A 21,777-nucleotide genomic window follows, 5' to 3' on the forward strand; every position below is an offset into this window, starting at 1 on the left:
TCTATGGTGGCGCTGTCGTTCATACCATAGCGATACTGCATCACCAGTCGTTCCAACGGATGATCGAAATGTCAAGTTCCGTGGCTGCGGAGCGGCCTGCCGCTTCGTCCATGCCGACGCTGCATGCCAATGGCCAGACCCTGTCCTCGGCGGCCAACCGCATGGGCTACCTGACGCCGACCAGTGCGACCACCAGCCTCGTTGAGATGCGGCGGCAGTACGAGGAGCAGGGCTACCTGTTCATCAAGGGGTTCCTCGACCGGCAGGACGTCATCGATTTCCGTGGCTGGGTGTTCGAGCAGCTGGCGGCCGGCCGGCTGACCGAGCCGGGCACCGATTTCGCCGCCGGCATTTCCGCCTCGCGCTCACCCGACAAGGCCTGGCTCGATCGCCGCCTGATGTCGCTGGTGCGCTCGACCGCCTATGAGGGCTTCTGCGCCCAGCCGCGCCTCGCCCGTTTCATGGACGCCTTCCTCGACGGGCTCTCCTACCTGCATAAGCGCAAGATCATGCGCTTCACCCAGCCCGGGACCACGACAGTGACGCCGGCGCACTACGACCTGGTCTACCTGCGGGGCGGCACCAGCCGCATCGTCACCGCCTGGATCCCGATCGGCGACACCTCGATTGCCATGGGCGGGCTGACCTATCTCGAAGGCTCGCACCGCATCGGCAGCGACATGGAAGCCAAGTTCCAGATCGAGGGTATGGACCTGACGCCGGAGGAGCGGATCAGCGCCTACAACAAGAACATGACCGAAGGCGGCTGGGTCTCCAAGGATCTGCCTGACATGGCCGAGCGCTTCGATACCCGCTGGCTGGTCGCCGACTACGAGGCCGGCGACGTCATGCTGCACAGCCCGTTCATGATCCACGCCTCGACCACCAACCAGGATCCCGAGCGGCGGATCAGGCTCTCGACCGACATCCGCTACCAGAACGTCGACGACGAGATCGACGCCCGCTGGAACAACCACTGGAGCCTCAACGACATGCTCTGAAGGCGCTTCAGCAGCCTGTCCGCTCACCCCCCCCCACCGCCAACCCACAAAGCAAGAGGCGCGACACCACCGCGCCCCGCGAGGAGATGCCATGCCCAAAACCACCAGGACTCTTGGCCTCATAGGCTATGCCGCCCTGCTGCTCTCTGCCTCGACGTCGTTGACTGAGGCGCAGCTGCTGGAGCCGACGACGCCGCCCGACCCGCCGAAATTCGACGCCCAGGGCACGCCCACCTTCGTCGGCGTCACCGACATGTTCGAGTACCGGGCGCTGCCCGAGTACCACGAACCGGCCTGGGTGACCGAGAAGTTCGTTGTGACCGGCAAGCTGCCGCCGGTGGCGGAACGCCTGCCCAGGGAGCCGCTGGTCTACAAGGCCTCGAACCTGCCCGATGGCATTGGCGTCTATGGCGATGTGATGCGCCACGTCATCGGCGGCCGGCCGGAAGGCTGGAACTATATGGCCGGCCAGTCGCAGGGCTGGGGTGGCACCGATATCGGCACCATGGAGTGTTTGACCCGCACCGGACCGCTGTTCCAGGTGAAGGCCGAAGAGCTCGAGCCGCTGCCTAACCTCGCCAAGGGCTGGGAATGGAGCGAGGACGGCCACCAACTGACCATGCACCTGATCGAAGGGGCGAAGTGGTCGGACGGGGTGCCGTTCACCTCGGAAGATGTGATGTTCTACTGGGAGGACAATGTCGTCGACCCCAACGTTACGCCGCTCAACGGCGCCTCGCCCGAGAGTTTTGGTGAAGGCACCACGCTCCGCGCCATCGACGATTACACCATCGAGTGGACCTTCAGGGACGCCTTCCCCAAGCAGTATCTCTACCAGATGGCCTACGGAAATTTCTGTCCGGGCCCGGCGCACATCTTCAAGCCGCTGCACCCAAAATACTCGTCCAACACCTACGACCAGTACAAGAACGCCATCAAGCCGGAATACCTCAACATCCCCGTCATGGGCGCCTGGGTGCCGGCCGAGTATCGGGCCGACGACATCATCGTCATGCTGCGCAACCCCTACTACTGGAAGGTCGACGACGCGGGGAACCAGTTGCCCTATCTCGACGAGGTGCACTACCGGCTCTCCACCTGGGCCGATCGCGACGTGCAGGCCGTGGCCGGCACCGCTGACAATTCGGCGATGGAGCAGCCGGAAAACTACGTCGAGGCCCTGAAGCGCGCCGCCGACCCCAGTGCCCCGTCGCGCCTGCAGTTCGGCGCCCGTACCATCGGCTACACGCTTTATCCCAATCTCAGCGCCAATGGCTGGGGCGAACCCGACAGTCGCCGCCAGGCGGTGCGTGAGCTCAATCGCAACTTCGATTTCCGCAAGGGCGTCACCAGCGCGCTCGACCGCCAGTCGATCGGCGAGGCGCTGGTCAAGGGGCCGTTCACCGCCATCTATCCGGGCGGCCTCTATGCCGGCACCACCTTCTACGACAAGGCCTCGACGGTCTACTATCCGTACTCGGCCGAGACGGCAGAGGCTTACTTCACCAGGGCCGGCCTCGCCGATACCGATGGCGACGGCATCCTGAACTTCCCGGCGGACCAGGAAGGCGGGCGCAATCTCGAAATCACCATCCTCGCCAATGCCGACTATCAGACCGACAAGAACCTCGCCGAGGCGGTGATCGCACACCTCGAGCGGGTCGGCATCCGGGTGGTCGCCAACTTCATGACCGGCACCCAGTTCAATGCCGCGCAAAGCTCCGGCCAGTTCGACTGGGTGGTGATCCGCAACGGCTCGGAACTGGTGGCCGTGGTGCAGAACACCGCGTCGCTGGCGCCCACCGGCCCGCGCATCGCCGCCCAGCACCAGGCCGGGCCGGATGGCAGCATGGACCTCTTGCCGTTTGAAACCGAGATGGTCGAGGTGGTGAACGCCTTTACTGCCACCGACGACGCGGCGGAGCGCATCGCGCTGATGCAGCGCTACCAGAGGCTCTATACCGAGAACATCTACGCCATCGGGCTGACCCAGTATCCGGGCGCTGAGATCATCAACAAGCGCTTCGCCAACGTGCCGGCCGGCGTGCCGATCTTCATGTTCAACTGGGACGTCGACAACATGATGCGTGAGCGGCTGTTCGTGCCGGCCGACAAGCAGCCGGGCTATGAGCTGCACCCGCAATCGCTGCCCGGCGCCCCGGGCATCGGCAACGGCCCGGTCTCTTAGATCGTTTCACCGTTTCAATGAAACGCCGAAACGCTCCAGGTCATTGGTTTTGTCGCGCTTTCGAACCGGAAAAGTCTGCAACTTTTCCTGAAAGCGCTCCTAGCCAGGATTACTGAACCTCCCGGTGCGGCGGTCGCCAGATCGTCAAAACCGATCACTGCTGCACCAAGGCCGGTGGGGGTGGCGCAAGCCATCCCCACTGCATTTGCTCTCAGCACTAGTTGGTATGTTCGACGCGCCTGACCCGCCCGGATCGGGCTTTCGTCTGTCGCGCACGACCTCAGCGGCAGTTGGCGGCGCTGGTCGCCATTGCAATCATGGCTAATTTTTTGTATAGCTCGGCACACAACTTGTATTCCGGCGCGAACCAAGAATACCGGGACAGCACCTCCGCTCGAATTGCGGAACGAGCTCATGGTGCAGAAGTAGAACTCCCGGCCGTACCATCCGATCTGCGCCGGATGTATTCTGCAACAATCAGAGGCCAACGGTAGATAAGGCTGTGTTGTCGATGATGTCGACAGCGCGGTCGATGATTTGTTTTATTCCGCAGGCGAATACAAAGCGTCAACACGTAAGCGGGGAGCAGTTACAAAACACTCTAGGGAGCAGTCATCATGGCAATCGTTCTAACAGGCGACGAATTCGTCGTGCTCGACGAGTCGCAAGGGCTACAGAACACCGGAGTATCCAGCACCAACGAGGACAACGACGACAACGATATAGTCTATACCGACCTGCCCGCCGCCTTCGCTACGCGGCTCTTCGACGCCGGCCAGCTCAACTTGAGCAGTGCATTTGCCCAGGCCAACGGCGCGGCCCAGAACGACTTCATTTCACTCACCGACGGCTCGACCCTCACCGGTTTCGTCAAGAGCGACGGCAGTGCGTTGCTGGCCTATGACGCCGGCACGACCGTTCCGACCACCGGCGTGCTCGCCGGCTTCACCACCGTTGATGGCGAGGCGATCTATCTGTTCGCCGACGAGGCGACCGGGCTGGGATCTTCCATGTTCCTCGGTGTCGACGTAAATGGCGACATCGTGCTCGCTGGCTACCTCGAGGCAGACGGCACCATCTCGACGGTGCAGTTCGAGGCCATCACCAATCCCGATAGCGGCAACCATGACGATCCGGTCGATCTGAGCGGCCTGCTCGACGTGGGGGCCAGCGGCACCATCGATTTCGATTTCGATGACCTGCCATCGAGCAACAACCTGTTTGCAACGCTGGGCGCGTCTCCCGACGGTCCGGCGATCGTCATCTTCGGCGCCGACATTCATCTTCAGGCCGATGGCACACCCACCAATACAAGCGACATGATGTTCATGTCCCAGGCCGGACCCAATGCCACGATCGGTATGAACAACCAGATGTTCAACCCCGGCGACGCGGCGTTCTTTGCCTATGTCAACGACGTGAACGCCGACTTTCTGTCGGGCTGGGAGCCCAATGGGCTGACCGGCACTGAGGCTGACGATGCCGACAACGCGCTCTATACCGGCGGCACGCTGGACGTGACGGCGGCCCAGTTCACCATCGCTCAGATCCAGGGCAACGGCACCGGCAGCATGAAGCTGACCACCTATCTTGGTGCGGCCGACACCGCCCGTGACCTGCTGACCGGCCCGACCGACGGTGCCACCTCGCCCAATATCATCGCGGTCAACGTCACCATTGGCGGGGTTACCACGACGTTCGACAACGATGCTGATCCGGCCGTGAGTGGCTTTGATGTGTCGGGCCTCGGCACCACCACGGTGACACTGACCGGCGTCGATGACGGCTACCTCATCGAGTTCGTCACCGACAGCGAGCACAACCGCGTCAAGATCGAAGGCACCGCCGGCAAGTTTGATATTGGCGGCTTCACCATCACCGAAGGCACGTTCGTCCACGAGCCGGTCGGTGACCGGATCGTATTCGAAGACGATGGCCCATCGGTCGGCGATGGCGAGGGCACGCCGGCGCTGACGGTCGATGACAGCGACTTCACCACCAATGACTCGGCCAGCTACGCCAACCTGTTCGATGTCGATTTCGGCACCGACGGCGGCAAGGACAGCGACAATGACGGCACCGTCGACGTTGATGCCGTCACCTACAGCCTCAGCATCGGTGTCGGCGCCAGCGGCCTCACCGACACGCTGACCGGCGATGCCGTCGTGCTCAGCATGGATGGTGCTGCGGTCGTCGGCAAGGCGGGGGCCGCTGGCCCCGAAGTGTTCCGCATCACGGTCGACGTCAACACCGGCGAGGTGACGCTCGACCAGAGCCGCGCCGTTGTCCACGACGATCCGGACGATGACGAGGAGAGCGGCTCACCTGCCCAACTGGCCTCGGCCGACCTCATCGCGCTGACCGCCACGGCCACCGATGACGATGGCGACACCGACGACCACACGGTCGGCATCGGAGACACGTTCAACTTCGAGGACGATGGTCCCTCGATCGACCGTAACCTGGTCGAAGTTCCGGCCCTCACGGTCGACGACAGCGACTTCGCCACCAACGACTCGGCCGACTTCTCGGTCCTGTTCACCACCGCCTTCGGCAATGANCCTGGTCGAAGTTCCGGCCCTCACGGTCGACGACAGCGACTTCGCCACCAACGACTCGGCCGACTTCTCGGTCCTGTTCACCACCGCCTTCGGCAATGACGGGCCCAAGGATACCGACGATAACGACATCCCCGATGCCGATGCCATCACCTATGAGCTCGGGATCAATGCCGGGGCCAGCGGCCTCACCGACACGCTGACCGGCGACCCTGTCGTGCTCAGCATGGATGGTGCCGTGGTTGTCGGCATGGTCGGCACCGAGGAGGTGTTCCGCATCACCGTCGATGCCGATACCGGCGAGGTGACGCTNCTCAGCATGGATGGTGCCGTGGTTGTCGGCATGGTCGGCACCGAGGAGGTGTTCCGCATCACCGTCGATGCCGATACCGGCGAGGTGACGCTCGACCAGAGCCGCGCCGTCGTGCACGACGATCCGGACGATGACGAAGAGAGCGGCTCACCCGCTCAACTGGCGGCTGCCAACCTCGTCACCCTGACCGCTACCGCCCATGACGGTGACGGCGATCATGATGATGCCGTCGCTGACATTGGCCTCGCCTTCAACTTCGAGGATGATGGGCCGTCGATCGATCGCAACCAGGTCGAGGTTCCGGCCCTCACGGTCGACGACAGTGACTTCGCCACCAACGACTCGGCCGACTTCTCGGTCGTGTTCACCACCGCCTTCGGTAATGACGGGCCGCTCGATGCCGACGACGATGACGTGGCCGATGCCGATGCCATCACCTACGAGCTCGGGATCAATGCCGGNGTTCACCACCGCCTTCGGTAATGACGGGCCGCTCGATGCCGACGACGATGACGTGGCCGATGCCGATGCCATCACCTACGAGCTCGGGATCAATGCCGGAGCCAGCGGTCTCACCGACACGCTGACCGGCGACGCTGTCGTGCTCAGCATGGATGGTGCCGCGGTTGTCGGCATGGTCGGCACCGAGGAGGTGTTCCGCATCACCGTCGATGCCGATACCGGCGAGGTGACGCTCGACCAGAGCCGCGCCGTTGTGCACGATGATCCGGACGATGACGAGGAGAGCGGCTCACCCGCTCAGCTGGCGGCTGCCAACCTCGTCACCCTGACCGCCGTCGCCGTTGACGGTGATCTTGACCACGATGACGCCGTTGCCGATATCGGCCTCGCCTTCAACTTCGAGGATGATGGGCCGTCGATCGATCGCAACCAGGTCGAGGTTCCGGCCCTTACGGTCGACGACAGTGACTTCACCACCAATGACTCNGCCTTCAACTTCGAGGATGATGGGCCGTCGATCGATCGCAACCAGGTCGAGGTTCCGGCCCTTACGGTCGACGACAGTGACTTCACCACCAATGACTCGGCTGACTTCTCGGTCGTGTTCACCACCGCCTTCGGCAATGATGGCCCTCTCGATGCCGACGATGACGACGTGGCCGATGCCGATGCCATCACCTACGAGCTCGGGATCAATGCCGGCGCCAGCGGTCTGACCGACACACTGACCGGCGACCCTGTCGTGCTCAGCATGGATGGTGCCGCGGTTGTCGGCATGGTCGGCACCGAGGAGGTGTTCCGCATCACCGTGGATGCCGATACCGGCGAGGTGACGCTCGACCAGAGCCGCGCCGTCGTGCACGACGATCCGGACGATGACGAGGAGAGCGGCTCACCAGCTCAGCTTGCCGCTGCCAACCTCGTCACCCTGACCGCCGTCGCCGTTGACGGTGACGGCGATCACGACGACGCCGTCGCTGACATCGGCCTCGCCTTCAACTTCGAGGATGATGGGCCGTCGATCGACCGCAACCTGGTCGAAGTTCCGGCCCTCACGGTCGACGACAGCGACTTCGCCACCAACGACTCGGCCGACTTCTCGGTCCTGTTCACCACCGCCTTCGGCAANATGATGATGCCGTCGCTGACATTGGCCTCGCCTTCAACTTCGAGGATGATGGGCCGTCGATCGACCGCAACCTGGTCGAAGTTCCGGCCCTCACGGTCGACGACAGCGACTTCGCCACCAACGACTCGGCCGACTTCTCGGTCCTGTTCACCACCGCCTTCGGCAATGATGGGCCCAAGGACACCGACGACAACGACATCGCCGATGCCGATGCCATCACCTATGAGCTCGGGATCAATGCCGGGGCCAGCGGTCTCACCGACACGCTGACCGGCGACGCCGTCGTGCTCAGCATGGATGGTGCCGTGGTTGTCGGCATGGTCGGCACCGAGGAGGTGTTCCGCATCACCGTCGATGCCGATACCGGCGAGGTGACGCTCGACCAGAGCCGCGCCGTCGTGCACGACGATCCGGACGATGACGAGGAGAGCGGNGGTGCCGTGGTTGTCGGCATGGTCGGCACCGAGGAGGTGTTCCGCATCACCGTCGATGCCGATACCGGCGAGGTGACGCTCGACCAGAGCCGCGCCGTTGTCCACGACGATCCGGACGACGACGAGGAGAGCGGCTCACCCGCTCAGCTTGCCGCGGCCAACCTCGTCACCCTGACCGCTACCGCCCATGACGGTGACGGCGATCATGATGATGCTATTGCCGACATTGGCCTTGCCTTCAACTTCGAGGATGATGGGCCGTCGATCGATCGCAACCAGGTCGAGGTTCCGGCCCTTACGGTCGACGACAGTGACTTCACCACCAATGACTCNCATTGGCCTTGCCTTCAACTTCGAGGATGATGGGCCGTCGATCGATCGCAACCAGGTCGAGGTTCCGGCCCTTACGGTCGACGACAGTGACTTCGCCACCAATGACTCGGCCGACTTCTCGGTCGTGTTCACCACCGCCTTCGGTAATGACGGGCCGCTCGATGCCGACGACGATGACGTGGCCGATGCCGATGCCATCACCTACGAGCTCGGGATCAATGCCGGGGCCAGCGGTCTCACCGACACGCTGACCGGCGACGCCGTCGTGCTCAGCATGGATGGTGCTGCGGTTGTCGGCATGGTCGGCGCCGAGGAGGTGTTCCGCATCACGGTCGATGCCGATACCGGCGAGGTGACGCTCGACCAGAGCCGCGCCGTTGTGCACGACGATCCGGACGATGACGAGGAGAGCGGCTCACCCGCTCAGCTTGCCGCAGCCAACCTCGTGACCCTGACCGCCGTCGCCGTTGACGGTGATCTCGACCACGATGACGCCGTTGCCGATATCGGGCTTGCGTTCAACTTCGAGGATGATGGCCCGTCGATCGACCGCAACCTGGTCGAAGTTCCGGACCTGGTGGTTGACGAGTCGGCATTCGGCAGCGTCTTCGCCGATTTCTCGAGCCTGTTCACCACCGCCTTCGGCAATGACGGGCCCAAGGACACCGACGACAACGACATCGCCGACGACGATGCGATCACCTATGCCGTGACGATCAGCAATGCCGGCGACGACACCGGTCTCGTCGACTCGCTCACCGGCGAGGCGGTGGTGCTCGGCGTCAGCGGCCTCGACGTGATCGGCGTTACCGAGATCGGCGGGCTGGAGGTGTTCCGCGTCTCGGCCGACGGGGAGACCGGCGTGGTCACCCTGACGCAGAGCCGGGCCGTCAAGCATGACGATCCGGACGATCCCGATGAGTCCAGCTCGCCCGCCACCTTCACCTCGACCAACCTGGTGAGCCTCGTGGCGACGGCCTATGACGGGGATGGCGACCACGACAGCGCCACCCTCGATATCAGTGCGACGTTCCTGTTCGAGGACGACGGCCCGGCGATCGGTCCGATCTCCGGCGGCATGGTGGACTTCGTCAACGGCGATACCGTCTCCCACCTGCTTGGAGCGGTTCCCGGTGCCGACGGCGCCAATGCCAAGATCACCGACTTCACCGAGAGTTTCGATTTCGGTTTCGGCGAAGTGATCGGGGTGCAGGAAGGCGACCAGACGGTCACCTACTACCTGGACGAGAACGGTGACGGCTCGATCGGCGCCGACGAGGATACGGCGTTCTTCCGCCTGAGCCTCGATACCACCGCCACCAATCCGGCGAACTGGAGCTACCTGTTCGAGACGCTTGAGGATCCGGAACCGGCCAGTATCGAGTTCAACTTTGACGAGCTGCCTTCGGGTGCGAACCTGTTCGGCGTGGTCGGCGAGTCCTCCTCTGATCCGGCGATCCTCGTCTTCGGCAAGAAGACCGTCGTCAATGCCGCCGGCAACTACACCAACAAGAGCGATGTGATCCATACCTCGCAGGGCGGCACCGGAGCGACCATCGGTGTGAACAACCAGATGTTCGACCCCGGCGAAGGCGCCTACTTCGTCTACATCGACGACCCGGTGGCCAACTACCTGTCGGGCGTGCCCGGCGGGCTGAGCCCAACCGAAGCGGACGATGCCGACAACGTGCAGTACACCGGTGGCACCGTGGACGTGACCACGGCCTCGATCACCATCTCGCAGATGCAGGGCAACAAGGGTGCATCGATGAAGCTCACGACCTTCCTCGGCACCGCCGAGCAGGGCCGCGACATGGTGCTGACCCCGAACGGGACTTCGCCCAACATCATCGAGGTGCGCATCATCAAGCCCGACGGGACGGTCTATGAGTTCGACTCCGACTCCGACCCGGCGATCGGCTTCATCGATGTGACGGGCCTGGGTGGCACCTCGGTGGTCGTTACCGGCCTCGACAAGGGCTACACCGTCGAATGGGATACTGACACGCTTCATAACCGCGTTCTGGTTGAAGGCGTCGCCGGCAAGTTCGACGTCGGCAAGTTCAGCATCGGCGAAACCGGGACGACACCGGACGGCCAGCTCGACTTTGAGGTGACCATCGAGGACTTCGACACCGCGGGTGACACGGCAGTAGCCGACTTCACCATCGGCATCGATGGTGACCTCGACGGGGTGATCACCATCTAGCGGCAACAAGCCTTAGCCGGCCGGGGGCAAACCCCGGCCGGCGTCTTTTGCGGCGCGTTCCTTGCCAAGGCGGTTGTCATGCCCAAGACCCTCTACGAAACCATCATCGATCGCGTCCGGAACGAGCTTCCGGCGCTCATCCTGTTCAGTTGCCTCGTCAACCTGCTGCTGCTCGTCACCGTGTTCTACATGCTGCAGGTCTATGATCGCGTGCTGTCGACCGACTCGCTCGACACGCTGATCTGGCTGACCCTCGGCACGCTCGCCGCCATCATCGTCTACGGCATCATCGAGCATGCCCGGCGGCTGATGCTCACTCGCACCGGCGCCTGGCTCAATCTCGAGCTCACCGGCCCGGTGATCCGCCGCGCCATGGAAGCCCGGCTTGCCGGCGCCGGCCTCGAAGCCGGACCGCGCGATGTTTCGGACCTGCGCGCCTTCTTCGATGGCGACGGTCCGCTCGCCTTGCTCGATGCGCCCTGGGCCATCGTTTTCATCGCTTTCATCTGGCAGCTGCATCCGGCGCTCGGCCTCATCGCCATCGGCGGCGCCCTGGTGCTGTTCGGCCTCGCTGTCGGCAATGACATCGCCACCCGGCCGGCGCAGAAGCGCTCGACGGCCGAGCTGCGCGCCAACCACGACGCGGCGCTCCGCTACATCGACGGCGGCGAGACGCTGGCGCCGCTCGGCATGGCGCAACCGATCATCGAGCGCTGGCAGGAACGCGAGCAGCTCGCCACCGATCGCCAGCAGCGCCTCGCCGAAGACACCGCCACCGTCGTCAGCATCTCCCGCGCCATTCGCATGGCGCTGCAGGTGCTGATCCTCGGCACTGGCGCTTATTACGTGCTGCAGGGCCAGCTCACTGGTGGCGCCATGATCGCCGCATCGATCGTCCTCGCCCGGGCGCTCTCGCCCATCGAGCGCTCGATCAGCGCCTGGCGCCGGCTGCTCGCTGCCGCCGCGGCGCATCGAAATCTCAAGGCCCTGTTCAAGGGCTCTGCCACGGGCCACGAGGCGGTGCAGCTGCCACGGCCGCTCGGCCGCCTGTCCGTCGAGGCGGTGAGCTTCGCCGCGCAGGCTCGGCATGAGCCGATCCTCTCCAATGTCAGCTTCGGCCTCGAGCCCGGCACCAGCTGCGCCATCGTCGGCCCATCGGGGGCGGGCAAGTCGACCCTCTGCCGCCTGCTGGTCGGCGCCGCGCGCCCCAGCTTCGGCCATGTGCGCATCGATGGCGCCGATGTCTTTGCCTGGGATTCCGACGATCTGGGCCGCCACCTCGGCTACCTGCCGCAGCAGGTCGAACTGTTCCCCGGCACCGTCGGCCAGAACATTGCCCGCTTCCGCCCCATCGACAGCGATAAGCTGGTCGAGGCGGCCCAGCTGGCCGGCGTGCACCAATTGGTGCTGGGCCTGCCGGGCGGCTACGAGACCGATATCGCGGCGGCCGGTAACCGGCTGTCGCAGGGCCAGCGCCAGCGCCTCGGCCTCGCCCGCGCCGTTTACGGCGATCCGCCGCTGCTGGTGCTCGACGAGCCCAACGCCAACCTCGACAGCGATGGCGACCTCGCGCTCACCAAGGCGCTCGCCGAGCTCCGGCGCCGCCGGCGCACCGTGGTGATCGTCACCCACCGGCCGGTCGACCTGCAGGCCGTCGACAAGATCCTCATCATGCGCAACGGCACCGTCACCCGCTTCGCCGACCGCGACGAGGTGCTGCGCCCCTCCGGCGTTCCGGTCGAGGGCGAAGAGCCGCGGCGCATCCCGCAGCCGGCGCGCAAGCTCCCCAGAGAAAACGCTCCAAGTCATTGATTATGTCGCGCTTTCGAACCGGAAAAGTCTGCAACTTTTCCTGTAAGCACTCCAGGAGGTCGCTGCCATGTTCGAGAACCCCACCAAGCTCTGGCAGATGGCGTTGGACTGGTGGCAAGCCGAGGCCCTGCCGCTGGTCGATCGGGCCTGGATCGCCACTCGCGACGTCGGCCTCTCCCCCGAAGGCGTGCTCACTGCAGCCGCCACCGTGGTTGCCCTGGGCATTCTGCTGCCCATGCTCGGGGAGCGCCGCCGCCGCATCAAACCACGGGTCGAACTCTCCCGCGCCACCCGTGGTCCGCGCTGGCTCGGCTACGTCGCGGCGCTGCTGCTGGTCGGCGGCTTCGGCACCTGGGCCTATGGCGCCCGGCTCGCCAGCGCCGCCATCGCATCGGGCGTGGTGAGCCCCGACGGCTACCGCAAGACCATCCAGCATCTCGAAGGCGGCATCGTCCGCACCATTCACGTCAAGGAGGGGGATGTGGTCGCCGCCGGCGACCCGCTGGTCACCCTCGACGACACCCAGGCTCTGGCCCGTCGCCAGGAGCTGCGCGACCGCTACATTGACCTGCGCGCCCTCGAGGCTCGCCTTCTCGCCGAGATGCAGGGGCGCGACGCCATCGTCATCCCGGCCGAGCTGCTCGCCTTTCCGGCAGCTGACTATGCCAGGGCCATCGACGACCAGCGTGCCCTGTTCATGAACCGCCGCGCCTCACAGAACGGCCGTGAGCAGATTCTCGACCAGCGGGTGAAACAGGTGGACGAGCAGATCGCCGGCCTGACCGAGATGATCGCCGCCGAGGACGAACAGATCGGCCTGCTCGAACAGGAGGCCGCGAACGTCAAGCAGCTCTACGACAAGGGCCTCGAGCGCCTGCCGCGCCTGCTCGAGCTGCAGCGCGAGGCGGCCAGCGTCGAAGCCCAGCGCGCCGCCAACCGCGCCGCCATCGCGCAGAACCGCCAGTTGATCGGCGAAACCCAGATGCAGCTCTTCGCGCTGCGCGACGAAATCGTCGAAAGCGTCAGCGAGGACCTCAGCAAGGTGCGCGGTGAGCTCGCGGAACTCGCGAGCCAGCTGGCCTCGCGCGAGGATGTGCTGGCCCGCACCGTGGTCACGGCGCCGATCGCCGGCACCGTCATGCATGTGCGGGTCACCACCGTTTCCGGCGTGGTGAAATCCGGCGAGCCGATGCTCGAGATCGTGCCGGAGGGCTCGAAGCTGGTGATCGATGCGCGGCTCAGGCCGCTCGATATCGATACCGTCCATCCCGGCATGCCGGCGCGCGTTGTCCTCACTGCGTTCCGGCAGCGCAACCTGCCGCAGATCCACGGCGTGCTCCGTTCGATCTCGGCCGACAGCCTCATCGACGAGCGCACCGGCAGCGCCTATTTCCTCGCCAAGGTCGAGGTCGACCGGGCGAGCCTCGACGCGCTCGGCGAAGGCATCAGGATGCTTCCCGGCATGCCGGCCGAGATCATGCTGCTGGGCGACGAGCAGACCCTCCTGGACTATCTGGTGAGCCCGATCACCGCCTCGCTCGACCATAGCTTCCGGCAGTAGAGTATACGACCTTCGGCTTACTCCTCGTTGCCCGATCGGCGGTTGCCAACGCTGCCTCGGGCTGTAACCTGACGTACGTCCCTCGGGGAGGATCGGGGGACAAATAACGAGGGAGAGGCAACGTGAAGATCACTTCGGTGAAGACGGCGGCAACGAGCGGCCATTGCATGCATCTATGGGTCCGCATCGAGACCGACGCCGGCATCACCGGGCTCGGTGAATGCGTGCATGGCGGCTACCAGGCCATTGCCATCATCAAGGAGCTGGAAGAGCGCCTGATCGGCCGCGACCCCTTCGCCATCGATGCGATCTTCGAGGAGACCCGCCGCAGCCTGGTGTTCGAGGGCGGCTTCGCCGGCGCGCTGATTACCGCGCTCACCGGCATCGAAATCGCGCTGTGGGACCTGAAGGGTAAGGCCCTCAAAGTGCCGATCTATGAGCTGATGGGCGGCAAGTTCCGCGACGACATCCGGGTCTATTGCGATTGCGAAGTCTCGCCCGGCATGAACATGGACGAGGTGCAGGCCGAGGTCGACAAGGTGCTTGAGGCCGGTTTCAGCGCTCTGAAGGTCGATCTCGATATCCGCGCCTATGGCCACACCGGATCGGAAACCGGCTGGTACGAGAAGGACAGGTTCAACATGACTCCCAACAAGTGGGAGCATGACCGCATGGTGCAGCTGGCCGAGATGGTGGTGAAGGCCGCCGGCAAAGAGGTCGAGGTCGCCTGCGACCTGCACACCAGGCTCGACAAGCACTCCGCCATCCGCCTCGCCAAGGACCTCGAACATCTGCAGCTGATGTGGCTGGAAGAGCCGATCCCGCCCGAAAACATCGACGCCATGGCCGAGATTACCCGCTCGACCAGCGTGCCGATCTGCGGCGGCGAAAACCTCTATCTGCGTCACGGCTTCCGAAAGGTGTTCGAGCAGCAGGCGCTCGACATCATCATGCCCGACATTCCGAAATGCGGCGGGCTCTCGGAGTGCCGCAAGATCGCCGAGATGGCCGACCTCTATTCCATCCCCTTCGCCCCGCACAATGTCAGCTCGCCCATCGGCACCATGGCCTCGGCCCAGGTCTGCGCCACAGTGCCGAACTTCCTCGTGCTGGAGTTCCACTGGTTCCACCGCGACTATTGGTCGACCATCACCGATGGCGGCGAGATCATCCAGAACGGCCGCATCAAGCTCACCGATCGGCCGGGCATTGGTCTGGAGCTGAACGAGGACGTGGCACGGCAGCATCAGTATCCGGGGACGACCTGGTTTGCTTGAGGGGGACGGCCACGATGCTCTGAGCGTGTGGCCACCCCCACCCTTGATCCCTCCCCACAAGGGGGAGGGAGACGCGTACTGAAGCTGCGGTTCTGGCTCTCCCTCCCCTTGATGGGGAGGGCAGCGCAGCTTGGCGGCTCTGCCGCCTAGCGCAGCTGGGTGGGGCGGGGCGGTAAGATCGGAGCTGTGCTACCGCACCAAAGCCGGCCGCTTCGCGTCAAACGCCCACCCACCGATCAAATACTGCATCGCCGCCGCATCGTTGCGGCTGCCTGCCGGCAGCGAGCGATACCGGGCATGCGCCGCCTCGAGCTGCGCCTCGTCGATCTCCACCCCGAGGCCTGGCCGTTCCGGCACGGCGACGTGCCCGTCGCGGATCAGCGGCGGCTCCACCGTCAGCCGCTGCCCGTCCTGCCAGATCCAGTGCGTGTCGAGCGCGGTGATCGTCCCTGGCGCCGCGGCGCCGACCTGGGTGAACATCGCCAGCGAGATATCGAAATGGTTGTTCGAGTGGCTGCCCCAGGTCAGCCCCCAGCGCTGGCAGAGTTTTGCCACGTCGATCGAGCCGCGCGGCGTCCAGAAATGCGGATCGGCCAGCGGGATATCGACGCTGCCCAGCGTGATGGCGTGTCCCATCTGCCGCCAGTCGGTGGCGATCATGTTGGTCGCGACCTTCACCCCGGTGCGTAGCCGGAACTCCGCCAGCACCTCGCGTCCGGAAAAGCCGGCCTCGGCGCCGCACGGGTCCTCGGCATAGGCGAGGATCGGCTTCAGCCGGCCCGCGAGCTTCACCGCTTCCTCGAGCGACCACGCCCCGTTCGGATCGACCGTCAGTCGCGCCGCGGGGAAGCGCTCGGCCAGCGCCTCGATCGCCTCGGCTTCGGCCTCGCCGGCCAGCACGCCGCCTTTCAGCTTGAAATCGCGAAACCCGTAACGCGCCTCCGCCGCCTCGGCGAGCCGGACGATGGCCGCCGGCGTCAGCGCCACCTCATCGCGCACCCGCACCCAATCATCGCCACGCATCGCGGCGCGATAGCCGAGCGGCGTTTTGGTGCGGTCGCCGACATAGAACAGGTAGCCCAGCATCTCGACCCGGTCGCGTACCTGGCCGTCGCCGAGCAGCTCGGCCATCGGCACCCCGAGGAACTGTCCCATCAGGTCGAGCAGGGCGCATTCGAGTGCTGCCACCGCATGGATGGTGATGCGCAGATCAAAGGTCTGCGCCCCGCGTCCGCCCGCGTCTCGGCTGGCGAAGGTTTCGCCCACCTGCCGCAGCACCGAGCGATAGGCGCCGATCTCGCGCCCCACCACCAGTTCGCGGCTATCCTCCAGCGTCCTGGCGATCGCCTCGCCCCCCGGCACCTCGCCCAGCCCGGTCCGGCCAGCGCTGTCGGTGAGGAGCACGATGTTGCGGGTGAACAATGGTCCATGCGCGCCGCTGAGGTTGAGCAGCATGCTGTCCTCGCCGGCCACGGGCACGACGCGGAGGGCGGTGATGATGGGGGTGGCGGTCACGTTTGCCTCAAGACAAGCTGGTGCGTGGGGTTCCACCCCACCCTTGATCCCTCCCCATCAAGGGGAGGGAGACGTTGTGGCGCGGGCCGTGGTTCTCCCTCCCCCTTGTGGGGAGGGATCAAGGGTGGGGGTGGGCAACACGCACCGATCGAGCGAACTAGCCCTTCACCGCCCCGACGGTCAGCCCGCCAACCAGGAAGCGCTGGGCGTACATGTAGAGCACCGCCACCGGGATCGCCGTCAGCAGCGAGGCCGCCATCAGTTCGCCCCAGGGCAGGATGTCGCCCACCACCATCGATTGGAGGCCGATCGGCAAAGTCCTGAGCGATTCCGAGGTGATGAACACGAAGGCGAACAGGAACTCGTTCCACGCGTTGGTGAAGGCGAACAGCGCCACCGACAGCAGGGCCGGCGCCGCCAGCGGCAGGGTGATGCGGATGAAGGCATAGAGTCGGCTCGCCCCGTCGATCATCGCCGCTTCTTCAAGCTCCACCGGGATCGAGCGGAAATAGCCGATCAGCACCCAGGTGGCGAAGGGGACGAGGAAGGTCGGGTAGGTGGTCAACAGCGCGCCATAGCTGTTGATCAACCCAAGGTCGCTCAGCGTCTGGTAGAGCGGGATGAAGATCAGCGTCCCGGGCAGCAGGTAGGTGATCAGGATCGCCGTGGTCAGCAGCCCGGCGCCGAGGAATTTGAGCCGGGTCAACGCATAGGCGGCGAGCGCCGCGATCGCCACCGAGATGATGGTGCTCAATGCGGCAATCAGGATCGAGTTGCCCAGCCAGTGCAGGAACGGCGAGCCGAACAGCAGCTCCTGGTACTGGTTGAGGGTCGGCGGGTTCGGCCAGAAGATCGATTGCCGCTGGCTGATCTGTGTCGTGGTTTTGAACGAGGTGATCAGCACCCAGTAGAACGGGAACAGGACGAACGCCATGATCGGCAACAGGATCAGGATGCGGATGCCGATCCCCATGCGTTCGCGGCCCTGCGGCTTGAACACCGGCTTTTCGGTCGAACCGGTCATCCGCTTGCGCAGCGCCCGGCCCAGCACCTCGATGCCGCGGTTCAGCATGTCGAACGGCCAGAAGAAGATATCCAGCACGAAGCTGAACAGCCCGCCGAAGAACTTGCCGATGCCGAGCCCCTTCTTCTGCACCCCGGCGGCACGTTCGTCGTGGCGCATGTACTTGGAGAGCAGGTAGATCAGGAACGCCATCAGCGGCGCGACGGAAAGCGCGATGGCGCTGCCGGGACCGTATTGCAGCGAGCCGATCGCCTTTTCATAGGCAAGGATCGAGTAGAGGCGCGTCGCGCCGCTCGGTCCGCCGCCGGTCATCAGGAAGATCAGCCCGAACTGGTTGAAGGTGGAAATGAAGCTCAGCAGCAGCACCACGAGGATGACGTAGCGCATCCCGGGCAGGGTGATGTAGCGGAAGCGCTGCACCGCATTGGCGCCGTCGACCTCGGCCGATTCATAGAGTTCGGTATCGATCGCCTTGAGCCCCGCCAGCAGCAGCAGGGTGAAGAACGGGATGCCCTTCCAGACGTTCACCGCGATGACGCTGCCCAGGGCGAGGTTCGAGTCCGACAGCCAGCCCAGCGGCTTGTTGATGATGCCGGCGCCTTGCAGGATCGGGTTGAGGCCACCAAACAGCGGGTCGTAGATCGATTTCCAGGCCAGCGCCGTGACGATCTCGGGCACGATCCAGGGCAGCAGCATGATCGCCGACATCAGGTTGCGCCACGGCAACTTGGAATGAAGGATCATGGCGATGGTCATGCCGGTGACGAACTTGATGCTGAGCGACCAGAAGGTGAAGTTGATCGTGTTCGAGAGGCTTAGCAGGTAGTCGGAATTGGTGTAGAGCCGCTGGTAGTTCCTCAGGCCCACCTGCACCGTCTCGCCGGTGTTGAAATTGAATGTCGTCATCGACATCAGGATGGCGCTGATGAACGGCCAGAAGATCAGGCCGGCCATCAGCAGGACCATTGGCAATACGAACAGATAGGCGATCTTCCAGTCGCGGCCGAGAATTCCTCGCACCCGCCGCGCCACGGACATCGGCCGCATCGTTCGGCCTACCGCCGTATTCACCTGAGCTTGGTCAACCATTATCTGTCCCCTCGAAAGTGCTGCATGGCGAGGCGTCTGGCCTGCGCACCGGAGCCTTGATCCACTGCGTGCAACAGCGCGCCCACTCTGCCTGGGAGTGCGGCCGATGACGCTGTGGCGCTAGAGTGGGGAGGGCGGTCGCACCGCCCTCCCGCGCGGGTCGCATCGCCTTACGGCTGCATGATCCCGCCTTCTTCGAACAGGTCTCGCATCTTCTGGTGCGCATCCTTGACGGCATCGGCGGGCGCCATGCGGCCCGAGATGACGTTGCCGACCGACTGTTCCAGCACGCCCTGGGCGCGGATGGCATCGACACCCGCATTCGGATTGGCCGGCCACGACTGGCCAAGGAACGGATCCTTGACGTCAACCGCCTGCTTGATCGTCGCCAGGTTTGGTTCGGCGGCAAGCAGTTCCGGGGTCCACAGGTTCTGGTAGGCCGGGGTGAACAGCACGCTGCCCAGAGCTGCGATCTTGCCGAAGTTGGCCGGGTCGAGCAGGTTGAGCGCCAGTTCCTTGGCGAGCGCCGCGTTCGGTGCACCCTTGAACACGGTCATCCAGCCGCCGACGTTGCCGCCGTCGCGGCTGTCGCCGTTGATCGCCGTCGGCGCCTGCAGCAGCAGCGTGTTCGGATAGACCGGGTTGGCGTCACGCTTCGACTGAGCGTAGATCGAGAAGGCGTTCTGGGTGAACCCGATTTGCCCGGCGAGCCAGGCCTCGTTGTTGCCGGTGTCGTTCCAGCTCTCGACGCCCGGCGGCAGCATGGCGGCATACTTGCCGTTGCGGTCGTAGGTTTCGCGCAGGAACTCGAAGGCGGCCACCGTCTCCGGCGAGTCGAAGGTAACGACCTGGCCGGTCTCGTCGGTGAAGTGGCCACCGAAGGCCTGCACCGTGGCGATCAGGAAGCCGAAGCCGTCACCGGACTGGTTGGGCGTAAAGCCCCAGCCGTAGAAGTCGGGACCCGAGATGGCGAGCGCCGCTTCGCGGCGGTCGACGATGGTCTTCAGGGAAGCAGGATCGATGCCCTTTTCCTTGAGCTTGTCGCCACGGGCATAATAGCCGGTGGTCGTGCCGATCAGCGGAACGGCCCACCACTTGCCGTCAAGCTGCGCGGTTTTGGCAGCGTTCAGGCCGGGCATGATGTCGCCGTAAAGCTTGACCGCTTCGTCGACCACGTCGGTCACATCCTCGACCAGGTCGAGCAGGTGCAGTTGCGAGATCGAGACGTTGGATGTGTAGGCGAAATCCGGCGGGTTGCCGGCTTTCACCGCCGCCGTCATCTTTCCCATGAAATCGCCGAATGACTCGGGGTTCGTGGTCGAGATGTCGAGCTGGACTCCCTTGCCGTCGGCAAAGGCCTGCACTGTGTCGCGGAACGCCGTCTGGGCCGCCTCGAAATACTCGGTGCGGTGAATGACGGTGAGCTTTCCCGAACCGCCGACCGGCAGCGGTGCATCCGGCTTGGGTGCTGCGGCGTCCTGCGCAAAAACCGGAAGGCCGCTCCCCGCGGCGATAAGTCCGGCGCCGGTAGCAACGGTCCCCCTCAGGACGTCGCGACGGCTCAACTTCTTGATAGTCATCGTAGTTTCTCCTCCTCGTCGTTTGGGCAGTCTCTCCTAGTCACGGCTCGTTGGTGGCTCTCGTGTCCACCTTGTATGACAACACGTGCAGCATTGAACAGATTTCGCTCTGCTGCAACACGTACCTCACGGTTCGGCTGTCCGGCCCTTGCAGGCCCCCCGTCCATTGCCTACCTTGTGCACAGGCATCGTGCCCGGCAAGAGGCCCGGCGCCCGCCTGTTTCCGCAACACCAGGACAAGAGCATGGATATCGATCCGACCTTGCGGTCAGTCGTGGCCGTCCGATCCACCATCCCCGACGACGCCTTCACCGCGGCCGGCCTCGGCACGCTGCGCGAAGGCAGCGGCGTAGTGATCCGCGAGAACGGCCTGGTGCTGACCATCGGCTATCTGATCACCGAAGCCGAAGAGGTGTGGTTGACCACCAGCGACGGCCGCGTCGTCGCCGCACATGCCCTCGCCTATGACCAGGAAACCGGTTTTGGCCTGGTGCAGGCGCTTGGGCCCCTCGACCTGCCGGCGCTCGAACTTGGTAATTCTGCCGATGCCCAGTTGGGCGATGCCGTGGTCTTCGCCGACGGCACCGGTCGTTCCATCCGCGCCACTATCGTCGCCAAGCAGGAATTCGCCGGCTACTGGGAGTACCTGCTCGACGAAGCCATCTTCACCGCCCCGGCGCATCCCTCGTGGGGCGGCGCGGCGCTGATCGGCGCCGACGGCAAGCTGCTCGGTGTCGGTTCGCTCCGCCTGCAGATGATGCGGGCCGGCGAGACCGCCGACATCAACATGGTGGTCCCCATCGATCTGCTCCGCCCCATCCTCGATGACCTGCTCACCCGCGGCGAGGCCAACCGCCCGCCGCGTCCGTGGCTGGGCGTCTTCTCCGCCGAGAGCGACGGTGAAGTGGTGGTGATGAGTGTCGCCGATGGCGGCCCGGCCGCGCAGGCCGGCCTGCGCCAGGGCGACGTGATCTCCGACGTGCGCGACAGCGAGGTCGAAAGCCTCGCCGATTTCTATCGCAAGGTCTGGAGCAGCGGCCCGGCCGGCGCCGAGTTCCCGATGCGTGTCGTACGCGACGGCCGCGACACCTGGGTCCGCATCAAATCCGCCGACCGCAACAGCTTCCTGCGCAAACCACATCTGCAGTGAGGGCATTTGCGGACGCAGGCAGCCACGTCCCTTCTCCCCTCAGGGGACTGTTGCGCAGTTGGCGAGGGCTGGTGGTTTGGGCCGCAGGCGTAGCCCTGAGGGGGCGGTTCTGGCGGCTTTTGCTGAGTAGGATTGGTAAGTG

General features: G+C 64.8%; 9 protein-coding genes. 6 read left to right on the forward strand and 3 right to left on the reverse strand.

All coding sequences use genetic code 11. From position 1 onward, the window contains the following. Window positions 1–68 precede the first annotated feature (68 nt). The 5 genes from ASC68_RS06080 to ASC68_RS06125 all read left to right on the forward strand — a co-directional run bounded on the left by ASC68_RS06080 (window position 69) and on the right by ASC68_RS06125 (window position 15,277). Entirely contained in the window at window positions 69–1,001 is a 933-nt protein-coding gene (locus tag ASC68_RS06080) for a phytanoyl-CoA dioxygenase family protein (RefSeq protein WP_055876457.1), read from the forward strand. A gap of 91 nt (window positions 1,002–1,092) precedes the next feature. Continuing rightward, window positions 1,093–3,189 carry an ABC transporter substrate-binding protein gene (locus ASC68_RS06085; protein WP_055876410.1) on the forward strand — a complete coding sequence of 699 codons (2,097 nt, stop codon included), beginning with the start codon at window positions 1,093–1,095 and terminating at the stop codon, window positions 3,187–3,189. Between the two features lie 7,516 nt (window positions 3,190–10,705). Next, the gene (locus ASC68_RS06115) at window positions 10,706–12,439 is read left to right on the forward strand and encodes a type I secretion system permease/ATPase (protein ID WP_055876428.1); all 1,734 of its coding nucleotides are present in this window, start codon (window positions 10,706–10,708) and stop codon (window positions 12,437–12,439) included. Between the two features lie 67 nt (window positions 12,440–12,506). Further along, window positions 12,507–14,000: an HlyD family type I secretion periplasmic adaptor subunit gene (locus tag ASC68_RS06120; protein ID WP_055876430.1), complete on the forward strand. Its 1,494-nt coding sequence runs from the start codon at window positions 12,507–12,509 to the stop codon at window positions 13,998–14,000. A gap of 122 nt (window positions 14,001–14,122) precedes the next feature. Continuing rightward, window positions 14,123–15,277, forward strand: a complete 1,155-nt coding sequence (locus ASC68_RS06125) for a mandelate racemase/muconate lactonizing enzyme family protein (protein WP_055876432.1) — start codon at window positions 14,123–14,125, stop codon at window positions 15,275–15,277. 189 nt (window positions 15,278–15,466) lie between these two features. Here the strand turns inward: ASC68_RS06125 and ASC68_RS06130 are convergent, their stop codons facing one another. From ASC68_RS06130 to ASC68_RS06140, 3 genes are all read right to left on the reverse strand, one after another. Then, complete coding sequence (locus tag ASC68_RS06130) at window positions 15,467–16,732, reverse strand: enolase C-terminal domain-like protein (protein WP_082527954.1); 1,266 nt, start codon at window positions 16,730–16,732, stop codon at window positions 15,467–15,469. A 217-nt stretch (window positions 16,733–16,949) separates the two neighbouring features. Then, window positions 16,950–18,905 carry an ABC transporter permease subunit gene (locus tag ASC68_RS06135; protein WP_082527947.1) on the reverse strand — a complete coding sequence of 652 codons (1,956 nt, stop codon included), beginning with the start codon at window positions 18,903–18,905 and terminating at the stop codon, window positions 16,950–16,952. Between the two features lie 170 nt (window positions 18,906–19,075). Then, the gene (locus ASC68_RS06140; protein ID WP_055876441.1) at window positions 19,076–20,485 is read right to left on the reverse strand and encodes an extracellular solute-binding protein; all 1,410 of its coding nucleotides are present in this window, start codon (window positions 20,483–20,485) and stop codon (window positions 19,076–19,078) included. 244 nt (window positions 20,486–20,729) lie between these two features. Here ASC68_RS06140 and ASC68_RS06145 point away from each other — a divergent pair, with 244 nt between their 5' ends. Further along, the gene (locus ASC68_RS06145) at window positions 20,730–21,635 is read left to right on the forward strand and encodes a S1C family serine protease (RefSeq protein ID WP_055876443.1); all 906 of its coding nucleotides are present in this window, start codon (window positions 20,730–20,732) and stop codon (window positions 21,633–21,635) included. Window positions 21,636–21,777 lie beyond the last annotated feature (142 nt).

Origin of the sequence: Devosia sp. Root105, assembly GCF_001424865.1 — a bacterium.
In the GTDB taxonomy this organism is placed as follows: Bacteria; Pseudomonadota; Alphaproteobacteria; order Rhizobiales; family Devosiaceae; genus Devosia_A.